Raw genomic sequence first — 17,761 nt, 5'->3', positions numbered from 1 at the left:
TCTTTTACCTTTCCATCCGTTTAACGGGGTGGAATATCTTCAACTTTATATCCCACACCCCAGACCACTTTCAGATATTGTGGCTCTTTCGGATTAATTTCAATTTTCTCCCGGATATGCCGGATATGGACCGCTACGGTATTATCTACATTCACTGCGTCTTCATTCCAGATGTTTTCATAAATCTGCTCAATAGAAAACACCCTGCCTTTATTTTTTAACAAAAACAGCAGTACATTATACTGCATTGGAGTCAATTTCTGCACTTCTTCTCCGTCAATAGTAACCTGTTTGGTATCATCATTAATCATCAGGCCCCCTGACTGGTAAATATTATGTTCGGCCTCGGCACACATTGTACCAAGCTTTGTGTAGCGCCTCAGCTGCGACTTCACTCTTGCAACCAGCTCTAGAGAATTGAATGGCTTTGCAACATAATCATCTGCTCCCACATTCAGCCCGACTACTTTATCTGCATCTTCCGTCTTGGCCGAAAGAATAATAATCGGTATGTTGTACTGTTCCCGTATCTTTAATGTAGCCCGGATACCGTCCATACGCGGCATCATTACATCAATTAACAGCAGATGGATTTCCTGCTTCTTAATAATATCAATCGCCTGAATTCCATCATATGCTTTAAAGATCTGATACCCTTCCGGCATCAGGTAAATTTCAATAGCATCTACAATTTCTTTGTCGTCATCACATACTAAAATATTCATCATTTTTCACCTCCCCACCATTATAAAGCACATCCTTTCAAAAGGATATCTTTTCTTTTCTGTAACTAATAATAGCAATCAAATCTTTCTAAGAAGACTTGTCACTTCTTAACGATTTCTTAACGGTTTCTGTCGGTTTTATGGAAAGCAAAAGAATAAGAGAGCCTGTTTCCAAGCTCTCTTTCCCGTTTAATAATTATCTTATAACCTGTTTATGTCTTCTATTTCACCACTGTTATACATTTTCATTTATAATTCTGCGCAGAGACCTGCTGATAAATACTGCAGCAACACACTTTAGAATATCCCCCGGAATAAATGGAAGTACACTGGTGGCAAAAGCTGCCTGCCAGCCGATTCCGGTCACAGCCATCATCCATGGCGTTCCCACGAGATATATCACGGGAATCCCTATGACAATCGTCACCAGAAACTGACGCCACAAATTTCCTTTTTTTCCTCTCAGCAAAGAAATTACTATAACAGCCGCCAGATAACTAAAAATATATCCTCCTGTTGGGCCAAATAATTTTGCAGGTCCTCCCATGCCTCCGGAGAACACCGGAAGCCCCGCAAAACCAAGCAATATCCAGATTCCAACTGTAATACCCGCTTTTTTCGGCGAAAGAAGCAGCGCTATAATGTTTATAATCAATGTCTGTGCAGTAAGACTGACCGCTGAAAACGGCAGGGGAATACTGATATAAGATGAAATACACAGCAATGCGGCAAAAAGTGCCATTATTGTCAGTTCTTTTGTTTTAAATGCAGATTTACCCAATGATAAACTCCTTACTCCCTAATATAAACTCAAAGCTTAATGTTAACTATAAACATTAATATAATAATCTTTCTTTTAATTGTCAACCTCTTTTTGTTGTTTTATGGTTAACATTTTATCAAAAGATAATTTTAGCCTGTAACTCTTTTATGTTACGAATCATATAAACCCGTTTTTAAAAATATCTTATACAGGCAGATAAAAGGCCGCAAAACGTACTGTCTTTGCGGCCTTTTCATACGACGATTCCTCTGTCTGTTATTCTTTTCCAGCTTATTTATGCAAAAGGATTTTCTGTTTTGTAAAGCATTCCCTTTGGCTGATTGAAATTAATCTCTTCTACATCCACACCAATATATTTAAATACCTCATATAATGCTTTCCCAAAATGACCAAAAGCAACGGCTCCGTGATGAGGGTAGTTTTTCTCAATCAGTACATGACGGTAAAAACGCCCCATCTCCGGAATTGCAAACACGCCAATGCTTCCAAAAGATTTTGCAGCCACCGGAAGCACCTCTCCCTGGGCAATATATGCCCGCAGCTTATTATCAGCAGTGCTCTGGAGACGATAAAATGTAATATTCCCCGGCACAATATCCCCTTCTAGTGTTCCCTGTGTTACCTCCTGCGGGAGACTTCTTGCCATAATCAGCTGATACTTCATTTCACAGAAGGACAGCTTTCTTGTGCAGGTATTCCCACAATGGAATCCCATAAATGTATCTTTATGCTCATATGGAAATGTCCCTTTTATAGATTCCTCATACATATCCGCCGGCACATTGTTATTAATATCCAGCAGTGTCACTGCATCCTGAGAAACTACTGTCCCGATAAATTCACTGAGCGCCCCGTAAATATCAACTTCACAGGAAACCGGAATACCTTTTCCAGCCAGCCTTGAATTTACATAACATGGAACAAATCCAAACTGTGTTTGAAATGCCGGCCAGCATTTTCCGGCAATTGCAACATATTTCCGATATCCCTTATGATCTTTTACCCAGTCTAAAAGTGTCAGCTCATACTGTGCAAGCTTCGAAAGAATTTCCGGTTTCTTGTTTCCGTCGCCAAGCTCTTCTTCCATTTCTTTTACCACATCAGGAATTCTCGGATCGCCTGCATGATTGTTAAATGCTTCAAACAAATCCAGTTCTGAGTTTTCTTCAATCTCCACTCCAAGATTATAAAGCTGTTTAATAGGCGCATTGCAGGCCAGGAAATTTAATGGTCTCGGTCCAAAGCTGATAATCTTAAGCTCCGCAAGGGCTGCCACTGCTCTTGCAATTGGAACAAATTCATGAACCATATCCGCAGCTTCTTCAAAAGTGCCTATTGGGTACTCCGGAATATAAGCCTTTGTATTGCGCAGGGCCAGATTATAGCTTGCATTTAACATACCACAGTATGCATCGCCGCGTCCCTGAATCAGATTATTCTGAGACTCTTCCGCTGCAGCCACCACCATAGCCGGACCGTCAAAATGCTTCACCAGCAAAGTCTCTGAGATTTCCGGTCCGAAGTTTCCAAGATATACGCACAGTGCATTACATCCGGCAGCCTGAATGTCTTTCAGCGCATTTACCATGTCTATCTCACTCTCCACAATACAGACCGGACATTCATAAATATCTTCCCCGTCATATTTTGCCTTATAAGCTTCAACCAGTCCTTTTCTGCGGTTCACAGATAACGATTCCGGAAAACAGTCCCGGCTGACTGCTACAATTCCAATTTTTACTTTTGGCATATTTTCCATTTTTCTATCCTCCATCTCACTTTTTTTCATAAATCATTTGACACTATCTCACTTTTTATTTTTCTTCTGTTTTTACCTGCATCCGCTGTTATCATCTAGAGACAGGTTTCTTCCATACAATCCAATAAATGCATTCTCCGGAAGCCCCCCTTCGGGATGTCCTACCAGCCATTTATTCACCGCAAACAACAGCCTGTCCTCAAAACGCGGGCCTGTCTGCTCCTGCAATTCAAGGTTAGTCCCTTTAGGGAGAGCCACAACTACTTTAAAGCCTTCCGGGCCGGGATTACATGGCGCATAATGCAAGGTTGTTGCATACACTTCAATAACACTTCCTTTAGGCGCAAAAAACACTTCCACCTTAGAGGTATCGTAAGTCCCCTCTTCTTCAATATCCTGTTCAAGCCCCAGCATAAACACTGCATCCGTAGCCATAATATTAATCTCTGAGCTTCTGTGATACTCCAGCGCATTCAATTTTTTATTATGTCCGTTACAGTATCCGATCTGGGCCGGCATACCACCGAACAGGCTTTTTTCTATTAGTTCTGAGCCTTCAGCGGCTTCTAGTTTCGGTTCAGAAGCCACATACACCACATCTTCCGGGCACGGAGCCATCTCCATAGCTTTTAAAATTCCTGATACATCTATACCACTGATTACTTTCCCATACTTTTGAAAAGCAGTGTCTGTTATTTTATATATTTTCATGAAATCCTCCGCAATTAGTTATCCAAGACAGAAAACAGCCCCTTTACCGCCGGATAGATCTGTCTGAATTTCTGATACTTATCTTCATACAAAGCGGCAGTTTCCGGGTCCGGTTCTACCGTCTCTACAACTTTCACCAGCTTATCCGCAGCCTCCTGCACCGACGAAAATTCACCGCAGCCCACTGCAGCCAGCATAGCCGCGCCATAGCCGGGACCCTCTTCACTTTCAATCAGGTCTACTTTTACATTGAAAATATCCGCAACCATCTGTCTCCAGAGAGGACTTTTCGCGCCGCCCCCGCAGATCTTAGTTCTCTGAATCTGAATCCCAAGTGACTTTGCCACTTCAAAGGAATCTCTTAATGCAAACGTAACTCCCTCAAGAACAGCCTGCGTCATATCCACCCTGGTTGAATCCATCGTCAGGCCGATAAACGTCCCCCGTGCACTTGGATCGTTGTGGGGAGAACGTTCTCCCATCAGATATGGAAGGAAAAATACATGATTCTTTCCCTGTTTCTTTATCTTCGCCTGCTCTGCCGCAAAGTCATTTGTCTGCAGAATCTCCTCCATCCACCACTTATTGCATGATGCTGCCGAAAGCATACAGCCCATCAGATGATAGTTTCCATCGGCATGAGCAAAGGAATGCAGGGCATTGTTAGAATCTACTCCGAATTTTTCACTGGCAATAAATATGGTTCCGCTTGTACCAAGAGAAAGATTACAGGTTCCGCCGCCAACTGTTCCTGTCCCCACCGCAGCAGCGGCATTGTCTCCCGCACCGGCTATCACTTTAACACCCAAAGATAAACCAAGCTTTTCCGCAACACTTTCTTTTAATGTTCCTACCACCTCATAGCTTTCATAAATCTTTGCCAGCTGGTCTTCTCTTACCCCGCAGATTTCCATCATTTCTTTTGACCAGCATTTATTCTTTACATCGAACAAAAGCATTCCTGAGGCATCTGATACGTCTGTACAAAAACTTCCTGACAGGCGGTAAGCAAGATAGTCTTTCGGCAGCATTATTTTGGCAATAGCCGCAAAATTTTCAGGTTCATGTTTTTTAATCCAGAGTATTTTAGGAGCAGTAAATCCAGCAAATGCAATATTAGCCGTATATTGGGATAACTTATCTTTTCCAATCTCCTGATTCAGATAATCCGTTTCCAAAGCAGTTCTGCCATCATTCCATAAAATCGCCGGCCGGATCACCCGGTCATCCCTGTCAAGAATCACCAGTCCGTGCATCTGGCCGCCAAAACTAATACCTGCAACCTGCTCTTTCTCACATCCGGCCGTAAGCTCTCTGATACCTTCTATTGTCTGTGCATACCAGTCTTCAGGATTCTGCTCTGACCAGCCCGGCCGTGGAAAGTGCAGCGGATATTCTTTAGATACAATATTATGTATTTTACCTTTTTCATCCATCAACAGCAGTTTTACTGCAGATGTTCCTAGATCAACCCCGATATATAACATACAGTTACCTCCTCTGTTCTCTTTTATCACTCTTTAAAATTGTGTTTTATTATTTTCACTATAGCACGGGGTATACCCATGGTCAAGAAGTTTGTTTACTCTCTAAACAAACTATGTTATACTTTTTGTAAACCTATTAAAAAGGAGCTGCTATGCAAACAGGAAGCAATGAATTAATCCGCGATATCAACAGCCGCCTGGTGCTTGAAACCATTCTCCAGAATGGTTCCATTTCCAGAGCTGATATTTCAAAAAAACTTGGGCTCACCAGAGCCACAATCTCAGCAATCACCGAAGATTTAAACCAGCAGAACCTGATTTGTGAAGCCGGAAGTGCAGCTTCCTCTCAGGGCAGGAAGGCCATATTATTTCAAATACGGCAGGAACAGGCTTTTCATATTTGTATTAACTTAACCCAGAATATTATTGCCATAATGTGCGCCGATCTTCTTGGCAGCCACCAGGAATTTTTTGAATACCCCGCCGCCGCGTCACGGGATAAAATTCTGCCTGCATTGATTTCCTATATAGAAAATGCTCTGAAATCATTTCGGGGGCCCGGCCGGCTGGCAAGAATCTGCATTGCAGTCCACGGAACTGTCTATCGGAACGAAATCACATTCTGCCCCTATTCCCCGTATGAAAATCTTCCTTTTTCAGATGTATTATCTAACCGCTTTCATGTTCCTGTTCTTCTTGAAAATGAAGCAAATCTCTGCGCTCTGGGAGAACATACCTTTTGTTCCCATAAAAGCAGTATGATTATGGTCAGTATTCACTCCGGGATCGGCGTGGGAATTATGATTCAGGACCAGCTGTTTTTAGGATACAACGGTAAGGCCGGCGAATTTGGCCACTCCATCGTCCAGCGAAACGGCCGTCCATGCCCCTGTGGAAACCGGGGCTGTCTAGAACAATATGCCTCTGAACAGGCTGTTGTGCAGGATTACTGTGACCTGGCAGGACTTGCCAGCAGTTCTGTAGAAAATTTTATATCAGCCTGCCTGGACGGTTCACCCAAGGCTCTGGAAATTTTATACCAATTTGAAGAATTTATGGTTATCTGCATCAATAATCTTTTAAATCTGTTTAATCCGGAAGTTATTGTACTAAACTGCCGGATCACAAGCCAGATTCCTGACTGCATTAAAAGAATCAGCCTGGGACTTAAAACACGTATGAAAGAACACTGTACCCTGCTGCCTTCTATGCTCCAGGACAAAGCAGTCCTTCTTGGAGGAATCTGCCTATGCACCAAGGATTATCTTGGAATCCAGCGTCTGGATTTAACGGGACACTACACCAAAAAAGAAGGACCGGGCATTTAAAGATTCCGGTCCTTCTTTTACACAGGATTTTGTATGAAACAGTTTTTTGTATATCGTGTTACGTCTATTTTTAAGCTGCCAGCGATTTTCCAAGACTGCGGCACGCCTCTGCTGCCGCTTCATCCGGCGCATTGCAGCAAATACAGCCATCATCTATCAGCACTGCGCCATCGGCTCTGCAGGCGTCCTCCCAGTTCCGCATCCATTCGCCGTCTCCCCATCCATAGGAACCGAACAGGGCAATTTTTTTCCCTTTTAATTTTTCCCTGCAGGATTCAAACATTGGTTCAAACTCGCACTCTTCCAACTGCTCATCCCCCATAGACGGGCAGCCAAATGCAATCCCCTCATACTGATCCATCATATCCGCTGCAAATTCGGAAGAGGAAAATAAATCTACATCTGCTCCATTTTCCTTTATCCCTTCTGCAATCTGCATTGCCATTGCTGCTGTATTGCCTGTTCCACTCCAATAAACAACTGCTGCTTTCATTTTCTACCTCTTTCTTTCTGAAAATTAATATTTAAACGGGAACTGTCAACTGCATGACACTTCTGCCGTCTTGAAACAATCGAATATATACATCTCTGCATTTCTGCAGCTTTGCAAACATCTTTTTTGCTTTTTCCGGCTCATGGTACACTTTCCAGTCACCGCAGCAAAGTCCGTTTCTGCCTTTGTTTTCAATAAATCCTCGGATATCCTCCAGAGGATATCCTAAAAATACGCCAATTTCATGTGGAAACTGTCCGCCATCCGCGGCGATTCTGGCTTTAAGACGCCGAAGAGCATGAACACATTCAAAATCACAATAGCCAAATTCTCTAAGAAACTGCTGGTAAACATTTGTTTTTAAAATTTCTGCCAGCGCAGATTTCCGATATACAAGAATCAGCATCCGGTCTGGAGTTTGATACAAGATATCAATCAATACTCCCTTTTTTATCAGCTCCGCTCTAACAAGTTCCATTTCCTGTAGAATTTCTCCTGTAATCAGACATGACATCATATTTGAACACTTTAATCCTGCCAGTGTAGGGGCACAAAACCGGATTAATATCTGTCGAAATGACTCTCTCCCTCCACGTTCCATTGCGCTTCCTCTCCAAATTTATTATATTAGTTAGTTTTGCCTAACCAGCAATGAAAGAAAAAGACTTTTACCACGGTTCCGGTAAAAATCCGAATGGTTAGTCTCTACTAACTATTAATGAGAATACATTTTTTTCCTGGAAATGTCAAGGGTATACACATTTTTCTTTTCCAGTAAATGTGAGAATTTTTTTTAATATAAAAGTGACCAGGACCGCCGGATAACTGTTCCTGCTCCCTGATCACCCCGAAACTTATTAACGATAACTATGCCTGTTTTACAAATTCATGGGCCTGTTCCTGCCCCCGCAGCACCCGCAGTCCTCCTAAAGCCAGAGATTCCATCTCATTTTCTCCCGGATAAACAATTACAGGGGCTATCCACTCAGAATATTTCTTTACTTCGCTGGTAAAATATTCTGAATAAGCAATGCCGCCGGTTAAAATCACCGCTTCCACATCACCAGAAACAGTGGCTGCCTCTTCTCCTATTTTTCTTGCCACATTTAAAGCCATGGCATCATATACAAGCTTCGCTTCCTGATTCCCCTCTGCAATCATCTTTTCAACTTCTCTGCTGTCATTTACACCCAGATAAGAAACCAATCCGCCGCGGCTTTTCATTTTTTTAAGCATATCCTTTGTAGAAATACCTGTCTCCTCAATATACTTCACCAATGACTGAGAAGGAAGACCTCCTGCGCGCTCCGGTGCGAACGGTCCGTCCTCATCATTGATAATATCAGCTACTTTTCCGCCATACTGAAGCGTTACAGAGATACCGCCTCCAAGATGCACAACAATCAATTTACAGTCTGCATAAGTCTTATTATTTTCTCTTGCATAGCGCATAGCTGCTGCCCGTGTATTTAGATTGTGTCCGATTCCCTTACGCTTAATTTCTTTCAGACCAGTCAATTTTAAAATAGGAAGCATTTCGTCCACTGTAACTCCGTCATAAATAAACGCAGGAATCCCCAGAGGCTTTGCAATAGCATCCGCAATCACAGCCCCCAGATTGGATGCATGTTCCATTGCCGGTTTATTTTTCAGCTGCCAAACCATATCATCATTTACTTGGTATGCCCCCGCTTTTAATGGCGGAAGAAGACCTCCCCGGGCAACAATCCCAGTCAGAGATGCAAGCTCTATTCCCTTTTCTTTTAAAACCTCAAGAATCATATCCTTACGAAATTCAAACTGATCTATAATCAGATCATACTTGGCAATCTCATCTGCCGAATGAGAAATACTTTCTACAAATAATTGATTTTCATCTTCATAAACAGCAATTTTTGTAGATGTGGAACCCGGATTCAAAATTAACAATTTTTCCATTTAAAATACCTCCTGACTTTTATCTTGTTTTTCATTGTATCACACTCTCCTTTTTCATTCAATATATCATGCATAATATACAATATTATTTCTGTATCAAAGATCCGGTCAAAGACTTCCCTCCGTAATTTTCTTCCCCTCATAATCCGAAGGATTAAAGCTGGCCCGGCAGTCTGAAATAATATATAATAACTCCTGTAAACAAATATCTGCACCGTATTTACCATGTTTTTAAGAAGCTGTATCAGCAGCACAATAAGGAGCTCGTTATGAAAATACATCAGATACTATCAAATCTTACTAAGTACGATTTTCGTATTTATGGCAAAGAGCATTTGGAAGACGAAATATGTTCTATTCGATTTGCAGCCCATCCACTTACAGAGTTTTCCGGGGATATTTTATATATCTGCCCATCCCGTTTTCTTCAGGAGCAGCCCGCTATTCATACCGGACATTTTTTATGTTACGGAACGCCGGATTCCATTCCAGAAAATCTGTCCAAAAACCTGCTTGTTCTGCTCTATTCCGGACCAGATGATATTCACCTTGTGTTTAACGAAATTCAGCCGCTCATATCTGATAGCCAAAAAAGTAATGCCGCTCTGCAGATGATGACAAACGCATTTTTTTCTGACCAGGGACTTCAGTTTATGACTGATACTGCCTATCAGATTTTTGACAATCCGGTCTTTGTTATTGATTCCAGCTACAAATATCTGGCAATCTCCTCCGGCCTGGGTCCCGATAATGATTTTGTTGCCAGGGAAAATGCTAACGGCTACATCGCAGAACAGGGTATTCGCTTTATAAAGGAATCCCACCTGGAAGAAAAGCTGGCAAAATCAGGAAAAGCATACTATTATAATCCTCTGTTCCACGCAGGAATGATGGCCGCTGCAGTCAGTATCCACGGCATTACCATCGGAAAAGTCATGTTATATGAAAAAAACCATCCGCTTGCAGACACAGACGGTGCTCTGCTGGAACAGTTTTCACGTTTTGTAGCCATGGAGCTCCAAAAAAATCAGTTTTTTCAACAGAATAAGGATATTATGTATTCCTATTTTCTTGCTGATCTTCTGGACAGCAAAGATATCAATTACCCCAGTATCCGTGACAGACTTCACACAATGGGAATGGATTTGAAAGACGATCTGTACATACTGACGATTTCTGCTTCCAGCTACCATCATGCCGCTGCAAAACTGGAAGTTATTGTGTCAGAATTAAATCGGATTTTGACTGGGGCAATCTATGCAATTTATGAAAATTCACTGGTGTTACTATTTTCCCGTGCCAGAGAAAACACTTTAACCGGCCGCGAAGAAGAAGCGCTGGCCTCATACTTAAAGGAAAACAATCTTTATGCCGGAATAAGCAACTTTTTCACAGATTTAAAAGGAATCCGCCGCTTCTACCTCCAGGCAAAATGTGCGGCCGAAATAGGAAACCGGCTGCGGGAACGGGGACCTGTGTTCTACTACTCTGACCTGTATTTTTATCATATTATGGAGATCTGTGAAGAGAAGGAAAAACTGCAATACTTTATACACCCGGCCATGATGAAGCTCCTTTATTACGACCAGGAAAAAAATTCCGAACTGTTAAATACCATGCAGATTTATCTGCAAAATCCCGGAAGCACTGCAAAAATTGCCTCAGAACTTCACATTCACAAAAATACTCTGCTGTACCGCATGAACAAAATTAAAGAACTTACCGGCTGCAGCCTGGAAAACGGAGATGAAATGATGTCCCTTTCTTTTTCCTACAAGATTATGCGTTATTTAAACATGCTCCCTGATTCTGACCATACAGCCAAACAACTTTAAAAAGGACCTCCTGTCCGGAAGATCTCAAATCTGAATCTCCGTTCAGGAAGTCCTTTTTTCATCTATGTATTACATTCTGCCTGCTCTTAGTGATTTCCGCCTTTTGGCCTTCTGATTCCCAGAAATACAACAAATCCAAGAACTGTTGCTCCCAGCATCATAAAAATCGTGCTCATATAGGAATTGCTTGCATCATACAGCTTTCCTGCAATTGTGGAGGCAAAAGATGCGATAATCAGGTTTGTATTAATCAGAGAAAAATTCAACGGATAATTAGTTCTGCCAAAGAAATCACTGATTATTGCTGAGTTTGTAGGTGTAACTCCGCCATAAGCAAAACCACCAACAATAAATCCCAGAATAATAAATGTGAAATTGCCTGTATTCAATGCCATAATAATGATTCCGGAAGCCACCGCAAACACGATCATATCCAGAATCATAGTCAGGCGATAACCCTTTTTATCAAACAGAGCTCCAAAAATAACACGTCCGATACCGTTCATAATAGAAATCAGACCTACAACGGTTGCTATATTACCTGCCGACACATCAGGCCCTACCTGCTCCGCAATACCGTTGGCCTGGGAAACCAGAGCCAGACCTGCAGCGCTTACAAGAATTGCCCATATATAATACAGCCAGAAAGAAGCCTTTTTCACCATCTGTCCGGCAGGGATATCCAAAGCCGGCTCTCGGACTGCCTTTGCTTTTCCTGATACAGGTGGTTTGAAATCAGCGCCCGGTCTAACAAAAAAGAATGCACATACAATCATAACTACAAAAAGAATCACTGCAAAAATTTTAAAAGACATCCTCCATGCGTCTGATCCGTCTGACGGTGTATATGCCGTGTATACTTTTCCGATAATAAAACTTCCAATACCAAATCCCATCAACAGAATGCCCGAAATCAGCCCCTGTTTATCAGGAAACCATGCTGACATAGTACTCATTACCGCATTATAGGCAAGTCCCGCTGCAAGTCCCGCAAGAACTCCAAAGCCCAGATATAATGTGGCCAAAGACTGTGTCTCCGATGCAAGAAGAAATCCTGCTAAAAATAAAACGCCAGCTACTAATACATAATATTTTGATTTTACCTTTTTAGATAAAATACCACCAATCAACCCGCCAACGCAGAACATTGCCATTGCGATTGTAAATGTCATGGACAACTGGGCCTTCGTCCAGTCTCCCATAAATGTTGCTTCAATAGGTTTAGAAATTACCGACCAGGCATAAATAAGCCCGGCAAAAATAAGCACAAGAACTCCGATAATTGCATAAACCCAACGGTTAAGATTTTTCATTGCCAATCCTCCTCAAATTCATGCTGTTAGTTACATAAGTATTCCAAGTATACATCATCTTATAACATTATGCAAGATATACAATTAATGAAAATCCTTCCCTTTTTTCTCACTTCATAAGTAAAAATCCTTCTTTTTCACGGAATTTTTTATAAAAAATGAACCAGTGAAAGATTATCCTGGTTTTCTTTTAAAAATCTGCTGAGATCTTTTGTTTCCATATTAGGATCATTGACCATAAGTTCCAGCATTTTTATAAATTCCTGTCGAAAATCTGTATATACTTTTCTTATTTGAGTATTATTTAATGACTTATATTTCTCCGGCACTTCTACTTTACGAATTTTTTGATCTCTATCCGAGAATACTAATCTATCCCCCATCATACTTTCTCCTTCTATTCATTCAGCTGTGTTCTTTTAAAATACTAAAACAAACTTCTTTCTCCATTGTATAACTTTTCAACTCTTTTGAATAGTATTTTTTTACAACTGAACGCTATCTTAATCAGATTGCAGGAATTAAACTGTTTATTAACAGGAGGTATCATAATCATGGATGTTATAGCCAGAATTAATGAGATTATGAAAGCACAAGGAATATCAAGGTATGAACTAGCCAAGCTTTCCGGTCTGTCTTCTTCTACGCTGGCAAATATGAAACGCAGAAATACAGTGCCCACAATTGCTACTCTAGAAGAGCTCTGTTCTGCTTTAAATATATCACTATCTCAATTTTTTGCCGGTGAGGATACAGAATTTTATCCGGTTGACGGATCTCAAAGAGAATTTCTTGATCTTTTACTGATTCTTGACACCGAACAGCAAAAGGCCTTGTTAAACTTTGTTAAAACAATGATACCTTCCAACGATGATGAAAAAACCAGCAGGCAGTAATTTCCCTTAAATCTGAGTTCCAACTCACTTGAGTGATAAAGCATTACACATAGACGCTATCGCCTCTGCATAAGAACCTTTAAAATAGTTCATAGGAGGTTATCGGCTCAATGGACGTAATTGCAAGGATTAATGAAATCATGAAGAAACAGGGATTAACGCCATATCAATTTGCGAAACTCTCTGGTTTATCTCAGTCTACAATTTCAAACATGAGTACCAGAAATACGATTCCCTCAGTTCCAACTATCGAAAGTATCTGTGAATACCTGAACATTTCTTTAGCACAGTTTTTTGCGGATGAGGGTACAGACTTTTATCCTGTAGACGACCGTCAGCGGGAAGTACTGGATATTTTTATTCTTCTGGATACTCAGCAGCAGGAAGCTATTTTAAGCCTGTTGCGTTCGATGAAACCGGATATAAAATAAATAATTTTAGACATACTTACAAATAAAAAATCCGCCACATATTTTTCGTGACGGATTTTTTATTTTGATTTTCTAATCCTATTTATTTACTCTGCTGTACGTTTCAGACAACAAAAATGTTGTCATCCCGGCCGCCATCTCTGCGATTTTTTCAACCGGAATCCGCATGGAACGGTCCATCCATTTTAAAAACATTCCAACAAGGCTGTCCAGATAAACAGATACTTTAAATTTTGTAACCTCAGCTTCTCCTGCAATATTTTTAATATTCACAAAGATATAGCGTTCCAGATAGGACTTAATTTTCTCAATAATTCTGTAATTTTCCTTTTCTAGAGAAAACAAACGCCATAAATCTTTATGACGCTGCAGGCTTTTGGCAGTCCGCAGAAAAAATTCATACATATTTCCCTGGCGGAAAAGCTCCTGATTCGTATCGAGAATAGCGACCACTGTGCCAATCACCCGTTCCTCCACTTCGTTTACCATAGCTTCTATAGAATTATAGTGATTATAAAAGGTCTTTCTTGTAATGGAGGCACGTTTCGCCAGCTCACTAACTGTAATATCAGTAAGACGCTTTTCTTTTATCATAGATGATAACGCTCCTAAGAGCGCGGTCCTTGTTTTTTTACTTCTGTAATCAATTTTTTCCCACTCATTTATAAAATTTTTCATAAATTTTTATTTTATTACACAGACCGGCTTTCATATGTGTAATAACCACCCTTTCTGCGTCTGGTCAAAACTTGATTCTGTTTTCGTTTTAACTTATTATATTATAGTATAATTAGTCGTTAAATTCAATGTGGATATCTATATCCTCTTTGGAAAATACACAATAAAGGTGTAAACTTATGAACAATTTAGACAATAATATTATCAGTATACTTAAGCAGCGTTATCTAAATCAGCCGGAACGGGTCTTATATCGTTTTTTAACCTACCATAATTCCAAATGCAGCATGGAAGACCATACAATCAAAGATATTTATGAAACTTCTCTGCGGATGGCCTATACGTTAAAATCAAAGGGGTTAAAAAAAGGAGACAGGGCCGTCATATTCTCCATGCAGGATTTCGGTACCATCTGTGCCGCCCTTGGCTGTATGATGACAGGTGTTATTTTCACTATTATTCCTCCGCCGCTTGATGATGGAAAAATCGAGCGGTTTATTGCTGTTTTGAAGTCCTGCCGTCCAAAAGCGCTGATTTCTAATTATGAGCTGGAAAAGACCTCCAATGTAAACATTACTTCCCGTCTGATTCGGGAGGCGTTTTTACAAGTTATCGGTCTAAAAAGAATTTACACAGACAAGCTGCTTCCCTATATTAAACCGGAAATCATTACACGGGTATACCCGGATGATCTAGTATATCTTCAATATACTTCCGGCTCCACCAGTTCTCCAAAGGGTGTTTGTGTCACGCAGAGGGCTCTGATGAAAAACATGGAACAATGTAAATATGTTTATAATTTTGATTACAGTACCCTTGGCACCTGGGTCCCGTATTTTCATAATCTTGGACTGGTCATTACAATCTTTATGCCGATTTGTACGGAACATGCCACAATATACAATCTTCAGACATTACAATTTCTGGAGAATCCAAAACTGTGGATAAAAATGCTTTCCGACTATAAACTGACTCTGACTGTGGGCCCCGGTTCGGCCTATGATGCCTGCACGAAAATTTTCACCCCAAAGGAAGCAGCTCAGTATGATCTGTCGCACATGACACATCTAATGAACGGCTCTGAATATGTAAGTCCAAAAACAATTGCTGATTTTTCAAAATTGTTTCATGTTCAGCCCCATGCGTTTGCCCCCGGTTACGGCCTGGCTGAAAATGTATGCCTGGCAAGTGTGGCAAGCCTTGATTACAGAGTTCTTAATCTTGACTATGAAGCATTTAAAAATAACAAAATTATTCTGGCTGATAAGGAAGACCCAAACCCAAAACAAATTGTAGGACTGGGCGCTGCTGTCAAAGATCTTACTATGATTGCCTGTAATCCAAAAACATGCAGGGCCTATAAGGATCTTAAAATTGGAGAAATTTTTATCAGCGGTGACAGCGTGGCTGACGGTTACTGGGACAATGCAAAAGAATCCAGAAAATTTCATTATAAAATAGAAGGATATGATGGAGATTTTTATAAAACAGGTGATCTTGGATTCTTAAAAGACGGGTATTTGTATCTGACCGGCAGAATCAAGGAAATGCTTATTGTCAACGGACACAATGTGTATCCCAGTGATCTGCTGCTGCTTATCCAGCAGAAAATTCCGGCTCTGGCAATGTCCGCCATCGGATTTTTCTCATACAATGACGGTCAGAAAGAACAGGTAGTTGCCTGCATTGAATCCCGCCCTGACATTCCCTTTGAAGAAAGAGTATCACAGATTAATGCACTTATTTCTGAACGTTTCGGCTTTTCTTTTCACGATGTAGTCTTCGTACCTTTAAAATCCATGCCCCGTACGGACAACAGCAAGCTTCAGATGTTGAAAGCCCGCAAGCTGTATCTGGACGGAAAATTGGCCATGATATACAGCAGTTATCAGAAACGGATTGCAAAGCTTCCCGCAGAGCCAACACTGATTGACCGTTCAAAGGAAGTTGCTGATGAGATTCTGCTTCAGGTAAAATCCGTTTTTGACAAAGTGTTAAATATTGATCACTACAGTCTCAATCAATCTTTTTTGGAGCTGGGAGGGGATTCTCTCACCGGTTTTGAGCTGGTCAGCAAAATGGAACAGAAGTTCAAAATAAAATTAGATTTAAGAGAACTTCTTTTGGATTCCTCTGTATCCGGTGTGGCCTCTTATATCAGGCGTATGCTTTCCGGAGCAAAGGGTTCCGGACGTACTGTAAATCTGGCCCAGGAATGTACTTTAGACAGCAATATCCGTCCCTGCCGGGAATATGACCGCACACTTTCTGAGTGCAGACATCTGTTTCTGACAGGGGCCACCGGATTTCTTGGCGCCCACCTGATACAGTCCTTTATACAGCAGTATCCTCACGATCATCTGACAATCACCTGTCTGGTACGTGCTGAATCAGAGGAAGAAGGCAAAGAACGAATCATCCGTAATATGAAACATTTCCACTGCTGGGATGATTCCTATCAGCAGTACCTTTATGCTGTAACCGGAGATCTGTCCAGTCCAAACCTTGGGCTTGACACTGATATCTACGCAAAACTAGCAGCAGAGACGGATGCTATCTATCATAATGGCGCGGTACTGAATTTTGTTTTTCCATATGAGTTTCTAAAGTCCACTAATGTAAACGGAACTATTGAAACCCTGCGTCTGGCCTGCACAGGCCCCGCAAAGTATTACCACTATGTCTCATCCTACAGTGTTTATGACACACCTGACAAAACCGGTAAGCGCGTGTATGAAAATGATCCGCTGACTACTTCTAAGGGTTTCTCTCTGGCTTACTCAGAGACAAAATGGGTATCAGAAAAGCTGGTGGGCATCGCCAAAAACCGCGGCCTTCGTACAGTGATCTATCGTCCGGGAGATATTACCGGAACACGCAGAGGAATCTGGGAAGTTGATGATATGGTCAGCCGCGTGATTGTGGGAAGTATTCAGATGCGCAGCATCCCGCGCTCCACGTACTGTATGCATATGACACCCGTGGATTACGTGGCGGATGCCATCACCTGTATTTCCCGAAAACCGGAAGCCCTGGGTGAAGCTTTTAATATTATTAATCCAAAACCAGTATCCATGAAGCAGTTAATTATGGATATCCGCCAGTGCGGCTACCCGATTCGTTATATTCCGTTTCCAGTCTGGAGGAAGCGGCTGCGCACTGCAGATGCCGAGGAAAATTCACTGGCTATACTGGAATGCCTGTTTGAAGCAGGAACTGATGCCAATCCCGGTATCCTGCGCCATTTTATCGGCAAAGATACCACTTACGATGTTTCAAAGACAGACCTCCTTTTAAATGGAACTGATATTACCTGTCCTCAAATAGACACCGAAATGATTGCATCATATTTAAGATATTTTAAAAAGTTAGGATGTATTTAA

General features: G+C 41.3%; 16 protein-coding genes. 5 read left to right on the top strand and 11 right to left on the bottom strand.

Annotated elements, in window-relative coordinates:
- Window positions 1-20: 20 nt before the first annotated feature.
- The 5 genes from OCV88_RS05680 to xylB all read right to left on the bottom strand — a co-directional run bounded on the left by OCV88_RS05680 (window position 21) and on the right by xylB (window position 5,466).
- Window positions 21-728, bottom strand: coding sequence for a response regulator transcription factor (locus tag OCV88_RS05680; protein WP_158424611.1), 708 nt, complete (start codon window positions 726-728; stop codon window positions 21-23).
- A gap of 232 nt (window positions 729-960) precedes the next feature.
- A complete protein-coding gene (locus OCV88_RS05675; protein WP_262590792.1) occupies window positions 961-1,506 on the bottom strand; it encodes a biotin transporter BioY in 546 nt (181 codons plus the stop codon).
- A 277-nt stretch (window positions 1,507-1,783) separates the two neighbouring features.
- A complete protein-coding gene (locus OCV88_RS05670) occupies window positions 1,784-3,268 on the bottom strand; it encodes an L-fucose/L-arabinose isomerase family protein (protein ID WP_158424610.1) in 1,485 nt (494 codons plus the stop codon).
- Between the two features lie 72 nt (window positions 3,269-3,340).
- Complete coding sequence (locus tag OCV88_RS05665) at window positions 3,341-3,979, bottom strand: DUF4867 family protein (RefSeq protein WP_158424609.1); 639 nt, start codon at window positions 3,977-3,979, stop codon at window positions 3,341-3,343.
- A gap of 14 nt (window positions 3,980-3,993) precedes the next feature.
- Window positions 3,994-5,466: a xylulokinase gene (gene xylB, locus OCV88_RS05660; protein WP_158424608.1), complete on the bottom strand. Its 1,473-nt coding sequence runs from the start codon at window positions 5,464-5,466 to the stop codon at window positions 3,994-3,996.
- A 152-nt stretch (window positions 5,467-5,618) separates the two neighbouring features.
- Here xylB and OCV88_RS05655 point away from each other — a divergent pair, with 152 nt between their 5' ends.
- The gene (locus OCV88_RS05655) at window positions 5,619-6,794 is read left to right on the top strand and encodes an ROK family transcriptional regulator (protein ID WP_158424607.1); all 1,176 of its coding nucleotides are present in this window, start codon (window positions 5,619-5,621) and stop codon (window positions 6,792-6,794) included.
- 70 nt (window positions 6,795-6,864) lie between these two features.
- Here OCV88_RS05655 and OCV88_RS05650 read toward each other — a convergent pair whose 3' ends face one another.
- The 3 genes from OCV88_RS05650 to buk form a co-directional block, all read right to left on the bottom strand.
- The gene (locus tag OCV88_RS05650; protein WP_158424606.1) at window positions 6,865-7,287 is read right to left on the bottom strand and encodes a flavodoxin; all 423 of its coding nucleotides are present in this window, start codon (window positions 7,285-7,287) and stop codon (window positions 6,865-6,867) included.
- Between the two features lie 31 nt (window positions 7,288-7,318).
- On the bottom strand, window positions 7,319-7,888 hold the full coding sequence (locus OCV88_RS05645) for a DUF3793 family protein (RefSeq protein WP_158424605.1): 570 nt from the start codon (window positions 7,886-7,888) through the stop codon (window positions 7,319-7,321).
- 266 nt (window positions 7,889-8,154) lie between these two features.
- Window positions 8,155-9,225 carry a butyrate kinase gene (buk, locus tag OCV88_RS05640; RefSeq protein WP_158424604.1) on the bottom strand — a complete coding sequence of 357 codons (1,071 nt, stop codon included), beginning with the start codon at window positions 9,223-9,225 and terminating at the stop codon, window positions 8,155-8,157.
- Between the two features lie 269 nt (window positions 9,226-9,494).
- On the opposite strand from buk, the gene OCV88_RS05635 reads away from it, so the two are divergent.
- Window positions 9,495-11,060: a PucR family transcriptional regulator gene (locus tag OCV88_RS05635; RefSeq protein WP_158424603.1), complete on the top strand. Its 1,566-nt coding sequence runs from the start codon at window positions 9,495-9,497 to the stop codon at window positions 11,058-11,060.
- An 86-nt stretch (window positions 11,061-11,146) separates the two neighbouring features.
- Here the strand turns inward: OCV88_RS05635 and OCV88_RS05630 are convergent, their stop codons facing one another.
- Window positions 11,147-12,373 carry an MFS transporter gene (locus OCV88_RS05630; protein ID WP_158424602.1) on the bottom strand — a complete coding sequence of 409 codons (1,227 nt, stop codon included), beginning with the start codon at window positions 12,371-12,373 and terminating at the stop codon, window positions 11,147-11,149.
- A 149-nt stretch (window positions 12,374-12,522) separates the two neighbouring features.
- Window positions 12,523-12,759, bottom strand: coding sequence for a hypothetical protein (locus OCV88_RS05625; RefSeq protein WP_158424601.1), 237 nt, complete (start codon window positions 12,757-12,759; stop codon window positions 12,523-12,525).
- Between the two features lie 168 nt (window positions 12,760-12,927).
- On the opposite strand from OCV88_RS05625, the gene OCV88_RS05620 reads away from it, so the two are divergent.
- Window positions 12,928-13,269, top strand: a complete 342-nt coding sequence (locus OCV88_RS05620) for a helix-turn-helix domain-containing protein (protein WP_158424600.1) — start codon at window positions 12,928-12,930, stop codon at window positions 13,267-13,269.
- Window positions 13,270-13,379: 110 nt separating this feature from the next.
- A complete protein-coding gene (locus OCV88_RS05615) occupies window positions 13,380-13,700 on the top strand; it encodes a helix-turn-helix domain-containing protein (protein ID WP_158424599.1) in 321 nt (106 codons plus the stop codon).
- A 78-nt stretch (window positions 13,701-13,778) separates the two neighbouring features.
- Here OCV88_RS05615 and OCV88_RS05610 read toward each other — a convergent pair whose 3' ends face one another.
- Window positions 13,779-14,294 (bottom strand): TetR/AcrR family transcriptional regulator, encoded by a 516-nt coding sequence (locus tag OCV88_RS05610; protein ID WP_262590789.1) that lies wholly within the window; start codon window positions 14,292-14,294, stop codon window positions 13,779-13,781.
- A gap of 263 nt (window positions 14,295-14,557) precedes the next feature.
- Between OCV88_RS05610 and OCV88_RS05605 the strand changes: the two genes are divergently transcribed.
- Window positions 14,558-17,761 carry a thioester reductase domain-containing protein gene (locus OCV88_RS05605; RefSeq protein ID WP_158424597.1) on the top strand — a complete coding sequence of 1,068 codons (3,204 nt, stop codon included), beginning with the start codon at window positions 14,558-14,560 and terminating at the stop codon, window positions 17,759-17,761.

Source organism: Brotonthovivens ammoniilytica (assembly GCF_025566885.1).
GTDB lineage: Bacteria > Bacillota > Clostridia > Lachnospirales > Lachnospiraceae > Brotonthovivens > Brotonthovivens ammoniilytica.
The sequence above is the reverse complement of the archived record's forward strand: the minus strand, read 5'-3'. Positions and strand labels throughout refer to the sequence as shown.